Source organism: Streptomyces sp. AMJ-169, assembly GCF_055597585.1.
The window spans coordinates 455732-468575 of record NZ_JBVLTJ010000003.1 but is presented as its reverse complement, the minus strand read 5'-3'; the positions used below and the strand labels follow the sequence as shown (position 1 = coordinate 468575).

The following is a 12844-nucleotide window of genomic DNA, read 5'->3' as shown; positions in this document are numbered from 1 at the left end:
GCGGTTCACCCGGACCGCAGGGCCGGACGGAGACGTAGACGGACGTCCTCCTCCCGCCGGTCACCGATCCTCATCCGTACCACCGCGCCGTCGAGGGGCAGCGCGCCGCGCAGACACGTATAGACGACAGCCGCAGGAAGTCCCGCGTCCGCCGCGGTCCCCGTCATAGAGGCCTCCACCACCCGCCCGTCCCGCAGCCCGACGAGAACACCGCCCCCGCGCACGGCCGTCGCCGACAGCAACGATCCCGGCAACCGGTCGAGCGTCCGCCTGATCCAGCGCAGCGCCTCGACAGCGGTGGAGGCCGGGAGGGAACGGACCACCACCGAGGCGCTTTCCAGCAGCCGGCTGTCCCGTTCGTCGTCCGTGCACGCCAGGTGGGTGAAGCGCGCCGGTGACTCCTCCGGGGCGTCCGTGATCGTGGGGAAGCGGCGTACTTCGATCACCGGGTCCCGGTCGGCGGTGGCCTGCCCGGTGACCACCTGCCAGGAAGTGGGCTCGGAACCCGGCCGCTCGGCCACCTCGACGGCCCGCGCGACGGGGGAGGGCGAGGCCGGTTCGCTGAGCCGCAGCAACTGGTACACCACCTCCCGCAGCCGGGCCAGAGCCTCGCCGCGCGCGGTGAAGGCACCGGCCGCCACGGTGTCGTACCGGCCCGGTACGTGGGTGCGCATCACCTCGTCGAGCTGGCCGGGGAGGTCGCCGTCCGCCTCGAAACGGGGAGCGCGGGCCGCGAGCGTCTCCGCCGCCGTCCCGGACACCGAGTCCTGGCCGAAGGTCCCCAGCAGGACCGGTACGCCCGTCGCGGCGCCGTACAGGGTCACCGAGCCGTGGTCGCCGATCACGGCATCGGCGGCGGCCAGGGCGGAGCGCCAGGCGTGGACCGCGGGCATCAGCATCAGGCCCCGCTCCAGGGCGTCGCCGAGCACCGCGCGCAGCTGCCAGGCGCCGTGCGCGGCCCAGACGTTGGGGTGGACGACGGCGGCGACGCGGTACTCGTCCCAGGGCAGCCCCGCCAGAAGCCGGGCGGGCAGCTGCGGGTGGCGGCCGAGCAGGGAGGTGGGGCCCCAGGTCGAGCTGACGACGACCAGGCGCTGGTGCGAGGCGATGCCCAGGGCCGTCCGGTGTGCCTCGCGATGCTGCCGGCCGGCCGTCAGTTCGTCCAGGCAGGGGTCACCGATGAGGACGGTCCGGCCGGCCGTCTTCGGCTGGGCGGCCAGCAGCTGTTCCTCCTGCGCCGGGTGCGACACCGCCAGCCAGGCGCGTCCGGCCTCCAGGAGACTGTCGGGTACGGCGCCGGAGAGCCGTTCGCGTGAACTGCGGGAGTCCGGCACGTACTTCTGGAATCCCACGCCGTGCGGCAGGACCAGCACCGGGCAGTCCCCTTCGGGGACGTCGATGTTCTCGCTCGCCGTCAGGATCAGGTCCGGGGAGATCTCCCGCAGCTGGTCCCAGGGCATGACCCGGCAGCCCGCCTCGTGGAGGAGTTCCAGGACCCCGCCGTTGAACGCCGAGCTGGGGTCGTACGCGAACACCACCGACACCCGGGCGTCGCCGCCCACGACCGGCGGCAGGGACTCCAGGACACGGACCGTCGACGTGACCGTCCGCGCGGCGACCACCAGGGTCCGCTCGCCGGGGAACGTGCTCCAGCGTGCCGCGTCCTGCCCTATGGGAGCGCGCAGGGGTGAACTACCGAACACCGCAGCCACCCCAGGCCGCTTCACTACTCAACGCGGCTCGCGGCTCGCGGCTCGCGGCTCGCGGCTCGCGGCTCGCGGCTCGCGGCTCGCGGCTCGCGGCGCGCGGCTCGCGGCTCGCGGCTCGCGGCTCGCGGCTCGCGGCTCGCGGCTCGCGGCTCGCGGCTCGCGGCCAGGTTTGCGTATCACACATAAAGGTGCAGTTCCACCTCTCCGATCGGGACCGTCTCGCTGGGCGTGAACGGATACACGGTAACCAGAGTGGTGGCCCGTCCTGAAGCGAGGCAGGGACCCGTGTCCCAGGGGGGTACGGCGTGGGGTGGCCGCGCCGCAGCAGGTCACGAAGTGCGACGGGACGGTTCAGGGCGGTTGTCGGATGGGCTTCATGTGTTTTGTGGGCCGATGGCCTGTCGCCCCCGGCCCCGAGGACATCGCCAGGAACAATCCCTTGCATGGGTGATCTCGCTGCCGAGGAAGAGATTCTGTTGTCGGTCACGGAAGCGCGTGCCCTGACGGACCGGATCCGCCGCACACTGGACGACGTCTGGGAACTGGTCCGCCGAGCCTACATGGCACGTGCCTGGCAGGCGCTCGGCCATGAGTCGTGGGACGCGTACTGCGCGGCCGAGTTCACCCGGTCCGGTATGCGACTGCCCCGCGAGAAGCGGCGGGAGGTCGTCGCGTCGCTGAGGGAGGCCGGTCTGAGCGTACGGGCCATCGCGGTGGCGACAGGCTCCGGCGTGGGCACCGTCTCCGGAGACCTCGGCAAGTGTCCGGAGATGAACACTCCGGCGATCCTCGGAGTCAACGGCAAGCGGTACGCGGGCGTCACCGTGCCCCGGCCGCAGTCCCCGCCGTTCTCGTTCCTCTGCACCAGCCTCAAGCCCGCAAGCCGCGGAGGAATCGGCGAGTCTGCTGGAAGGTCTGCTCCTGGGGCCGCAAGTGACGTATATGGAGAACTGGCCTCCGGCCGCACTGCACCGACTGGCGAGCGCGGCCCGCAGCATCGCGGAGATGGCTGAACGGACACGGCCCGGCATCCCGTCCTGAGTCCCGCCAGGCAACCGCAACGCCGGGCGGCGGTCAGGCCCAGTGGAGCGTCGGCAGGGCGATCGAGGGCGGGAGAGCCGCGAGGTATGTCAAGTCACGTGCTTCGGGCCGGAGTTCTCCCCTTCCCGCCGCACTGTCGATCGCCTTGCGCATGGTGGTGCGGGAGGGAGCGGATTCTCCCTGACGGCGCGGGCGAACTCGGGGTCGTTCGGAGCGCGCCTTCGGCAGGTCGATGGTGTGGCAGATGGCGAGGAGAACGCAGTGCAGGCCACCGTTTCGGCGTCTGCCATGAGGCTCGCCGAGAAGCGGGGCCTCAATGAGGTCCAGGTCGCTTTCTCCTGGCTGGCCTCCCGCCCTGCTGTCGCCTCGGTCATCGCCTGTGCCACTCCGGTCCGAGCGGGTCGCCGCCGCGGCCCTTGGCCGTTGGTGCCGGAGTACACAGAACATCACCCAAGGCGCCGAGGAATCCGGAGCGTTCGGCGGGACATACGCAGCGGAAGTTTTCAGCGTGCTGGCGGCAAGTAGGCGTGGGGAGCCGGAGGTCGTACAGTGCCGTGACGCACCAACTCGGCCGAGCGGAATCCTGTTCCGCGAGTCGGACTGATGGTCTCACTGCTGACGGCGGAGGTGCGCGCTCGTTTGCTGAGGCCGTCCGGCAGCGGCGTCGTCGAGCCTGCCACGGCCTGAGCGCCTTCCGCCGCGGTACTGGGGTCGGCGTGGCCGTGAAAAGGTCGGCGCCGCTCACGGGAGCACGGCGCCCGCAGATTCCGCCTTCACCACAGTTCGCCACCCGTTGCCGGCACCAGAGTGCCGCGAACTCCTCGCTCCGGATGGTCAGTTCACCGATCAGCTCGGCCAGCCGAGGATCGTGCCGATGGTTTCCCGAGATGAACCGCAGATAGGTCATGTTCGACTCCGACTCCGTGGCCCAGTCCGCGTACAACGCCCGGACGTCGTCGTCGAGAAAGTTCAACTTGATGACGTTGGAGCGCAGTTGAGCGTCGTCGGTGATGCCGAAGTCGAGATGCGGCGCGAACAGCCGGTGATAGAGCGAGTTCCAGGCGAGGATGTCGCACCGATAGTTCAGCACGGCCACCGCCACATTGCCGAGCGACGCCATCAGCATCTTGGTGCTGGGGCTCAACTGGTCGTCGTGCGGCGCCTGTTGCTGCGGATTCTGCACCGGCGTCCCGATCTTGAGCAGGTAGTCCTGTTCATCGGGGCTCAGATCCAGCGCCCGGGAGATGGAGAGCAGGACCTGCGGGGAGGCGTGCGCGGTCTGCGACTGTTCGAGCCGGGTGCAGTAGGTCTGGCTCACTCCCGCGAGAGCGGCCACCTCCTCCCTGCGCAGTCCGGGAACCCGCCGGGAGTTACTGGTGCGCAGCCCCCGCTGCTCCGGCCGGGCGCGCTCGCGCATCTGCCGCAGATAGCTGCCGAGATCCGTGTTCACGATCTGTTCCACCCTCCTCATTATGAAGTTCGCGCCGTCACGCGGCGCCGGAAGCCGCCCGCCGGCTCACCGCCCACAGCAGGAGCCCGACGGCCACCTGGCTGAACCCGGCCACCCCGACCGCGACATGGACACCGGTGACCGTGACCGCGCCCCGCCCGACGACAGCGGCGAACACCGCGCTCACCAGCGGAATCCCCACCGCGATACCGACCTGCTGGCTCTGCGTGGCCATACCGGTGGCCATGCCCTGGAGATCGGAATCGACGGACGAAGTCGCGATGACCATGAAGCACAGAGCGGCCAGCATGGAGAAGAAGGCGTTCACGAACTGGGTGGCGATCAGCGGGATCAGCCAGTACGAGTCCGAGGTCGCCCACAGCGCCGGCAGCATGAACGCACCCTGGAGGAACAGGGAGACACCGAGCATCGTGCGCGGCGAGACCTTCCGCAGGATGCGCGGACCGACCGTACCGGCGATGATCTGGCCCACCCCGATACCGAGCAGCACCAGACCGGCGACCGTCGACGACAGACCGAGCACGTTCTGGACGTACAGACCGGTGAAGAAGATCAGCGCGGCCAGGTTGCCGAAGGCGATGTCGGGCTTCTTGAGGATCCTGACCGGCACCAGCGCGTCGGCCGTACGGCTCTCCACGGCCCAGAAGGAGCCGAGCAGCAGGGCCGCGGCGCCGAGCGAGCCGCCCGAGACCAGGTCGAGGCCCTCCTCACCGACACGCGTGACCCCGTAGATAGCGGCGAAGAGACCCAGGGTGATCAGCACCGCACCGGGCAGATCGATACGGCTGCGCCGCCCGGCCCGGCTCTCGTCGACGACGGCCGGTACCACGACGATCGCCGCGACGGCGACGGGAATGTTGATGAAGAAGGCCCAGCGCCAGGAGAACACATCGGTGAGGACACCGCCGAGGACCGCGCCGACGCTGAAGCCGGAACTCATCATCACGCTGTTCAGCCCCAGCGCCCGGGTGCGCGGCGAGGGTTCGGTGAAGGCGGTGGTCAGCAGTGCGAGCGCGGCGGGCGTGACGGCGGCGGTGGCCAGCCCCTGGAGCGTACGCGCGACCAGCAGCATCGTGGGGGAGTCGGCGACGCCGCCGATCAGCGAGGAGACCGCCAGGACGGCCATCCCGGCGGTGAAGATGCGCCGGCGTCCCACATGGTCACCGACGCGGCCGAAGAACCAGAGTGCACCCGGCGGCGCACAGCGCGAACGTCGTGGTGATCCACTGGAGGCTTCCCGTCGCGAACCCGAGGGACGTGCCGACCTCGGGCAGCGCGACGTTCAGTACGGAGAAGTCCGCGGCCATCATGAACCGCGACGCCAACAGCACCACCAGGGCGGTGACCTGACGGTCTGTCATGCGGACAGTGATCGGTGGCTTGGTCGGAGCGGTATCAGCGGTAGCCATGATCCCCAGCCACTCTCAGCCCGAGCCCATCACCCCTTCACCGCCCCCGAAGTAAGCCCCTGAACGATGTACCGACTGGCAAAGGCGAACAACACCATCGTCGGCGCGATCGTCAGCACCGCCGCCGCCGACATCGACCCCCAGTCGATGTTGAAACTGGAGATGAACCCGTTCAGCGCGGTCGGTACGGTCTTGTGGGCGTCGCTGTTCATGAGGGTCACCGACAGGAACAGCTCGTTCCAGCAGTTGACGAAATTGAAGATGAACGCGGCGATGATGCCGGGCCGGACAGCGCATCCCGCCCGAGGGCGAGCTGTGCGAGGAACTGGGCGTCTCCCGGGGTTCGCTCCGCGAGGCCGTACGGATGCTCGCGGCCCTCGGGGTCATAGAGCCGCGGCACGGCTCGGGCACCTACGTCTCCCAGCTGCGCCCCGAGGACATCGTCGGCAGCCTGTCCCTCACCGTCGACCTCCTGCCGCTCGCCGGGCTGCTGGAGATGTACGAGATCCGCCGCGTCCTGGAGTCCCACGCCGCCGCACAGGCGGCGGCCCGGATGACCCCCGAGACGCTCGCCTCGCTCTTCGAGCACATCGAGGCGATGGAGTCCACCGAGGATCCGGACCGGGTCTCCGCGCTCGACCAGAGCTTCCACGCGGAGATCGCCCGCGTGGGCGGAAACCCGACGCTGGGTTCCCTGCTGGACGTGTTCCGGTCCCGGTCCCGCGCCTATCAGGTGTTCACGCTCCCCGACGGCCCGCAGATCAAGCGGGCGAGCGACGAGGACCACCGGGCGATCGCGACGGCGCTGGCGAACCGGGATCCGGTGGCGGCGGCGGGGGCGGCTTCGGCGCATGTGGCTCATACGGAGAAGTGGCTTATGGCGTTGTTGCGGGGGGAGGAGGGGGGCGTACGGGGGTAGGGCGCGGCGTCCGCGCTCCTTTCCCCGACAGCCTGCCCAAGGAATTGCGCAACATCTCCGACTGGCGCGCCAGCGTCAGCGACCGCACCCCTTGGGCATCCCCGCTCACCACCCGCTCGTGATGCCGCGCCTCCTCCGCCCGCCCTTGCGACAGCAGGACGACGGCCAGCCGCACCCGGGTCATGGCGCTGCCCCGCCGGTCCTCGGGAGCACGAGCCGCGAGGGCGCTCTCCAGCGCCCGGATTCCCTCCTGGGTGTCTCCCAGCGCGAGGAGGGTTTCGGCGCGCTGGTACTCGAAGTCGCCGCGCGCGTAGGACTCGAAGGCCAGGCAGCCACGGCCCGCCCCGGCACCGACCGCCACTTCCGCGAGGGCGAGCGCCCGCAGCGCCCCCGTCCGGTCCCCCCGGCTCGCCGCCGTCACCGCGAACTGAGCCTGTGCGAAGCCCCGTACGCCGCCCTCAGCGGACGCCGCGGCCCGGATGGCGGCGCCGGCCGCGGCGTCGGCGACGCGCATGTGGCCGAGGGCGTACGCCTGGGCGCTCAGGGTGCGTACGGCGATCACGGCCGACTCCCGGCAGCCGGCCGTCACCGCCAGTTCCCACGCCAGCAGGTAGCAGCGCTGCGCGGCGCCGTGCCGCGCGTCGTCGGCGTACATCCGGCCCAGGAGCAGGGACAGCTGGGCCGCTTCGGCGCACACCTGGTGGCGGGCCTTCCCGCTCGTCTCCCGCAGCCGCCCCCACACCGCTTCGGTGAGATACACGCGCAGCGTCTCCCGGGCGAAGCCCCCTCCCTGCGTGACCAGCGTGTGGGTGAAGAACGCCACCGAGTCCGGGGCTCCGGACGGCGAGGGCGACCCGAACTCCGCGGTGACCAGTGACCGCAGGCCCGGCCAGGTGGCGGAAGGGTGGTACGGCATGGCGCAGGACAGCCCGCGCAGCAGTTCGCCCAGACCCCGGTCCGCCTCGCCCGTCCGGGGCTGCGGGAGGGCCGGGGCGAGCGGGGCGAAGCCCGCCTGGTCCGGTGTGATCACCCGGCGCAGCCGCCGGCTCAGCGCTTCGCACACCAGCGGGACGGCCCGTTCCGCCGGGCGGCTCCCGGCGAGGCAGTGCGCCACCGACGTACGGTCGTAGCGCAGCCACAGGCCGCTCTCCCCGCCCACCGCGTTGACCGTGCGGGCAAGCCCGTCCTGGGTCCACTCGGTCTCGTCGATCAGGGCTCGCAGCCGGGTGTTCGGAACACGCGTCCGCGCCATTCAGTCCTCCAGGAAACCGGCTCGGCGCTGTCCGCTTTTCGGCCTGCGCCGGCCAACGCTCAACATGTTCAACACCATGCCGTGCCCTCAGAACCGAGTTCCGGCGGGGCCGCGCGAAAAAATCGATCAGCATCTGCGGTGAACGGAATTACCCCTCCGCCGAAAGGGCCGCACCGAGATGATCGACCCGTTCGACTTCCCTTCCACGCAAACACTCCCGTCCGGCGCCGGTCCGACGCGACCTCTCGGGGAAAGATACGGCACCGACGATCCCCCGCATCATTTCCCCGATTTTCCTCATGCCCAGGAGAATCCGGGTACGGCGGCACCGGCGAACGTTTTCCCCACGCCATGACCTCCCTCACCGCCGCGCTCGCCGAAGCCCGGACCCAGGGACGTGCCGCACTGATCGGCTACCTGCCCGCCGGCTTTCCCGACGTACCGTCCTCGGTCGCCGCCCTGCTCGCGATGGCCAAGAGCGGGGTGGACATCGTCGAAGTCGGCTTCCCCTCGCGCGAGACCCCTCTGGACGGCCCCGTCATCGCCGGCGCCTGCCGCGCGGCCGTGGCCGGCGGGGTGCGGCCGGGCGATGTCTTCGGCGCGATCGAGCAGTTGGCGTACGCGGGTGTCCCGACGGTGTGCATGGCGTACCGGGAGACCGTGGCCCGGTACGGTCCGCAGCGCTTCGCCAAGGAGCTCGCCACGGCCGGCGCGAGCGGGCTCCTCACCCCGGACCTGCCCGCCGACGCCACCCGCGGCTGGGCCGCCGTCACCGCGGAACACGGCTTGAGCAGCGTCTTCCTGGCACCCCATGGCGTCAGCGACGAACACCTGGCACTGATCGGGGCGGAGGGCGACGGGTTCGTCTACGTCACAGCCGCGCAAGGGCCGACGGGGGTGCCCGGCATCGCGCACGACCGGGCGGAGCAACTGGTCCACCGGGTCCGCGCCGCCGCCGGCCTCCCGGCGTGCGCGGGCATCGGCATCTCGACGCCCGCCCAGGCGGCTCGGGTCGCGAGGTACGCGGACGGGGTGATCGTCGGGACCGCGTTCGTCCGGTGTCTCGCCGACGCCCCCGACGCGGCGACGGGCGTCGGAGGTGTGCGTGCCTTGGCGCGGGCACTGTCCGGAGCGGTTCGCCCTGCGCGGGTCGACGCCGGCGGGCTGCCGGGGCCGCGCGCGGAGCCGGAGATACAGCGACTCGTTGAAGGCAAGGCGCCTCGTCGGCCTGACGGTCACTCGACAGGGTGGCGTCCGTGGTGACATCACGCGCGGTCGCGGAGTCCTCGAAAGTGACCGCCTCCCGAGGAACGACGCCCAGGCGCCGGCACGCCTCCAGGTAGACGTCGGGGGCCGGTTTCGGGCGCGGGACGTCATCGCCGCTGACGACGGCGGACAGCAGGCCGACGCCCCCGAGTCCGCCCAGCGTGGCGTGCAGGACACCGCTCGGCGCGTTGCTCGCGACGGCCGTCGGGATGTGCTGCTCGGCCAGATACCCGCACAGCTCGCGCCCGCACGCCGGCGATGTCCCGGTAGGACTTGCCGACAGTCAGCTCCACGTGTTCGCCGGTGAAAGCCACCCCCTATCGCGCCAGCACCTTCTGTTTCGCGCGGGTGAACACCACGGCCGTTGGCCGGGACAGTTCTGTTCCGGCCGTACATCCTGGGAGCCCTTTGAAGAAATTAATTCGGTGAGCATATTCCCGACCCGGCGATGAATATGCGTCCGGAAACCATGGACGGCAATACCGCCGAATTATTTTCCTTTTTTCCTGATCGCTCGACCGGACCGGTGAGCCCCGGTGCCTCGAACGGGCTGACTTCCGGTGTCGCCCCAGGTGGTGTCCGTCCCGGGTGCTGTGATGACCGCGGCCGTTCGGTGTGTGCGGTGGCGGAAATCAGGGGACTCGGAAAGAGGCAGTGATGCTGAGAGGCATGTTCATGGCGCCCGACCCCGGGCGGCTGCGGCTGCGTTTCGCCGCTCGGGCCGTTCTCGGCATGGGTGCGGCCACGGGACTGTGCGGCCTCGCCGGCTACGGCCTGGACGCCACGATCCTGGGCGGGCTCGCCGCGCTGATCTCGCTGCTCGTGATCATCGAGGGGAGCGTGCGCGAGCAGGCCGTCACCACCGCGCTGGTCCCCGTCGCCGCGCTGCCCGCGCTCACCGCGGCGGCTCTGCTGCACGACCGGAGCGGACCGCGTGACCTGGTCTTTCTCGCCGTCGTCGGAGCCGGCGTCTACGCCCGCCGGTGGGGTCCGCGCGGCCACTGCCTCGGCGTGCTGGCGTTCCTGATGTTCTTCGGCGCCCAGTTCCTGCACGCCGTCCCCGGCCGGCTGCCGGTCCTGTGCGCCGCCGTGCTGCTGTCCCTCGCGGGGGCGGCGGCGGTCCGGTTCGGGGTGTGGTGCTACGAGCGCGGGCTGCCGCGGGTCAGCGTGCCGGCCCCGCCCGGCGGCAGCGGTCTGGCCCGTACGACCACCCGGCAGGCGCTCCAGGCCACCGTGGGCGCGGCGTTCGCGCTGCACGCCGGGCGGGTGGTGTCCGGACAGCGCTGGTACTGGGCGGTCGCCGCCACCTGGTGGATCTTCGTCAACACCGCATCCCGGGGCGAGACCCTCGTACGCGGCTTCCGCCGGCTTCTCGGCACGCTGCTCGGCGCGGCGCTGTGCCTGCTCGTCGCCGTCCCCCTGCACGGCGCCCCGGTTCCGTCGGCCGTTCTCGCCGCCGTCTGTGTCTTCGGGGTCTTCTACAGCTTCGCCGTCTCCTACACCTGGGCGGTTCTCTGGGTCACACTGCTCGTCGGCTCCCTCTACGGTGTGCTGGGCATCCTCAGCCCCGGCCTGCTCGCGCTGCGGCTCGCCGAGACCGGGGTCGGCGCGCTCGGGGCCGCGCTGGGGGTGCTGCTCGTCCTGCCGGTCACCACCCGTACGGTCTCCGACAGCTGGATCCGCCAGGCGGCACACGCCGTGCAGGTCTGCACCGCCGAGGCGACGGCCCGGCTGCGGGGCGACCTCCGCGCGGACCCCGAGACGCGGGTCCGCGAACTGAACCACCTGCTCGCCCGGGTCCGCCACTCCGTCGCCCCGCTGGTCCATCCGCTGAACCCGATGCGCCGGCGCAAGCTGCGGGCCCGGCGGGTGCTGGCCCAACTCGACGACTGCGCCCGGGAGATCCGCGTCCTGACCGCCGCGCGGCCCGGGTCGCCGTACGGGCCGCGCGTGACGATGGCGTACGGGCGGGTGCGGCGGTCGGCGGCGGCGCTGGCTGAAGGGGGTGGTGTCGAGGGGCCTTTGGTGAAGAGGTGAGGCGGGCCGTCTCAGCCGCCGTCGACAGGTGGGCCGCCTCAGCCGCCGTCGGCAGGCGAGCCGCCTCAGCCGCTGTCGACAGGCGGGCCGCCTCAGCCGCTGTCGACAGGCGAGCCGCTTCAGCCGCCGTCGACAGGCGAGCCGCCTCACCCCCCGTCGACATCGGTCGTCGCCAGCCCCGCATACACCCCCGGCCGAGTCCGCCGCACCCGCACCGCGACCAGCACCCCGCTCAGGAACACCACCGGAGTGAGCCCCACCAGCGTCCAATTGACCCCCGCCCCCGCCCCGGTGAAGAGATCCAGCCGCCGGCACACCAGCAGCGTGGCGGCGCTCAGCAGCACACCGGCGGCAGCCGGAGCGACCAGCGTACGAAACCGCCCCACCCCACGCCCCGCACGCCCCTCCCCGCCCCCGGAGTCGCCCCGCCCCCAGAAGAACGCCACCACCGCGAACGCCGCGAGCGCCTGAAGGACCAGAATCCCCACCACCCCGGGCGTGTTCACCCACAGGAAGAACTGCGTGTACGGATCCACCCCGGCCAGCGCGAAGACACCGACGACCACACAGGCGAGGACACTCTGCGCAGCCCCCGCCGCCCACGGCGAACCGTGCCGCGGATGCACCCGCCCGAGAGCCGCGGGCGCGACCCCCTCGGCGGACAGCGCGTACACGTACCGCGTGATCGCGTTGTGGAAGGCGAGCAGCGCGGCCAGCACGCTGGTGACGATCAGGACGCGTTGGACGTCGGTCGCCCAGGGACCGACGTACCGCGTCATGGCGGTGAAGAACATCTCCGCCGGGTTCTGCGCCGCGACCGCGACGGCCTGGTCGCTGCCGAAGGCCTGGACGACGACCCAGGCGACGAACGCGTAGAAGAGCCCGAGGAAACCGACCGCGAGATAGGTCGCCCGGGGCACGGTGCGGTCGGGGTCGCGGGCCTCCTCGCGGTAGATCGCGGTCGCCTCGAACCCGATGAACGCGGCGACGGCGAGCCCCAGCGGACCGCTCATCCCGGAGACGAAGACGTGCGAGGGCGCGAAGGAGTCGAGGTCGAGCCCGTGCGCGCCGCCCTGTACCAGCACCGCGCCGGCGAGCAGTACGAGGACGGCGGTCTCGGCGATCAGCAGCGCGGCCAGGACTTTCGCACCGAGATGCAGCGAGCGGAAGCCGAGGAACCAGACGGCGGCTATCCCCGCGAAGGCGTACAGCGGCCACGGCAGATCGACGCCGAGCAGATCGTTCGCGGTCCCGGCGGCGAAGAACCCGAACGCCCCGAACATGCCGATCTGGAGGGCGTTGTAGGAGAACACCGCGAGAAACGCGGCCCCGAGCCCGGCGGGCCGGCCGAGGCCCCGGGCGATGTACGAGTAGAAGGCGCCGGCGTTGCGGATGTACGGCGTCATCGCCGTGAACCCCACCGCGAAGAGCACCAGCACCACCCCGACCGCGAGATACGCGACCGGCGCGCCGATCCCGCCGAAGAGGATGGCGAGCGGGGCGACCCCGGCCATCACGGTGAGGGGCGCCGCCGCGGCGACGACGAAGAAGACGATGTCGGCGACCCCGAAAGTGCCGCGCCGCAGACGGGAGTCGGGGGAGGAGGGGGAGGAATCGGTGACGAGGGGGAGGGACTCAGGCATGGGGTGCTCCATGTGAGACGTGAGGAGGGAGACGGGTGGGGAGATCGGGGGAACCTTCTAAGGCGGGCGAGGGAACCTTCTAGGACGGACGAGGAAC

At 71.3% G+C, this 12844-nt stretch carries 11 protein-coding genes and 1 pseudogene; 4 read left to right on the top strand and 8 right to left on the bottom strand.

Annotated elements, in window-relative coordinates:
- Positions 1-5 precede the first annotated feature (5 nt).
- Positions 6-1712, bottom strand: coding sequence for a hypothetical protein (locus ACYUD3_RS10350; RefSeq protein ID WP_470967066.1), 1707 nt, complete (start codon positions 1710-1712; stop codon positions 6-8).
- A gap of 440 nt (positions 1713-2152) precedes the next feature.
- Between ACYUD3_RS10350 and ACYUD3_RS10345 the strand changes: the two genes are divergently transcribed.
- Positions 2153-2722, top strand: a complete 570-nt coding sequence (locus ACYUD3_RS10345) for a hypothetical protein (RefSeq protein WP_470967063.1) — start codon at positions 2153-2155, stop codon at positions 2720-2722.
- Between the two features lie 398 nt (positions 2723-3120).
- On the opposite strand, the gene ACYUD3_RS10340 is transcribed toward ACYUD3_RS10345, so the two are convergent.
- From ACYUD3_RS10340 to ACYUD3_RS10325, 4 genes are all read right to left on the bottom strand, one after another.
- The gene (locus ACYUD3_RS10340; protein ID WP_470967061.1) at positions 3121-4212 is read right to left on the bottom strand and encodes a helix-turn-helix transcriptional regulator; all 1092 of its coding nucleotides are present in this window, start codon (positions 4210-4212) and stop codon (positions 3121-3123) included.
- A 25-nt stretch (positions 4213-4237) separates the two neighbouring features.
- Positions 4238-5377, bottom strand: coding sequence for an MFS transporter (locus tag ACYUD3_RS10335; protein ID WP_470967058.1), 1140 nt, complete (start codon positions 5375-5377; stop codon positions 4238-4240).
- Between the two features lie 4 nt (positions 5378-5381).
- A complete protein-coding gene (locus ACYUD3_RS10330; RefSeq protein WP_470967056.1) occupies positions 5382-5582 on the bottom strand; it encodes a hypothetical protein in 201 nt (66 codons plus the stop codon).
- Between the two features lie 77 nt (positions 5583-5659).
- On the bottom strand, positions 5660-5842 hold the full coding sequence (locus ACYUD3_RS10325; protein WP_470967053.1) for a hypothetical protein: 183 nt from the start codon (positions 5840-5842) through the stop codon (positions 5660-5662).
- An 83-nt stretch (positions 5843-5925) separates the two neighbouring features.
- Between ACYUD3_RS10325 and ACYUD3_RS10320 the strand changes: the two genes are divergently transcribed.
- Complete coding sequence (locus tag ACYUD3_RS10320) at positions 5926-6549, top strand: FadR/GntR family transcriptional regulator (protein WP_470967415.1); 624 nt, start codon at positions 5926-5928, stop codon at positions 6547-6549.
- Here the strand turns inward: ACYUD3_RS10320 and ACYUD3_RS10315 are convergent.
- On the bottom strand, positions 6506-7801 hold the full coding sequence (locus ACYUD3_RS10315; RefSeq protein ID WP_470967051.1) for a hypothetical protein: 1296 nt from the start codon (positions 7799-7801) through the stop codon (positions 6506-6508). The two genes, ACYUD3_RS10320 and ACYUD3_RS10315, sit on opposite strands and share 44 nt — an antisense overlap.
- Positions 7802-8152: 351 nt before the next feature.
- On the opposite strand from ACYUD3_RS10315, the gene trpA reads away from it, so the two are divergent.
- Positions 8153-9064, top strand: a complete 912-nt coding sequence (gene trpA / locus ACYUD3_RS10310; RefSeq protein WP_470967048.1) for a tryptophan synthase subunit alpha — start codon at positions 8153-8155, stop codon at positions 9062-9064.
- Positions 9065-9089: 25 nt separating this feature from the next.
- Here the strand turns inward: trpA and ACYUD3_RS10305 are convergent.
- Positions 9090-9305, bottom strand: a pseudogene (locus ACYUD3_RS10305) (HAD family hydrolase); the annotation flags it as partial.
- Between the two features lie 419 nt (positions 9306-9724).
- Between ACYUD3_RS10305 and ACYUD3_RS10300 the strand changes: the two are divergent.
- Positions 9725-11104 carry an FUSC family protein gene (locus ACYUD3_RS10300; protein WP_470967046.1) on the top strand — a complete coding sequence of 460 codons (1380 nt, stop codon included), beginning with the start codon at positions 9725-9727 and terminating at the stop codon, positions 11102-11104.
- Between the two features lie 146 nt (positions 11105-11250).
- Here ACYUD3_RS10300 and ACYUD3_RS10295 read toward each other — a convergent pair whose 3' ends face one another.
- A complete protein-coding gene (locus tag ACYUD3_RS10295; protein ID WP_470967043.1) occupies positions 11251-12747 on the bottom strand; it encodes an APC family permease in 1497 nt (498 codons plus the stop codon).
- Positions 12748-12844 lie beyond the last annotated feature (97 nt).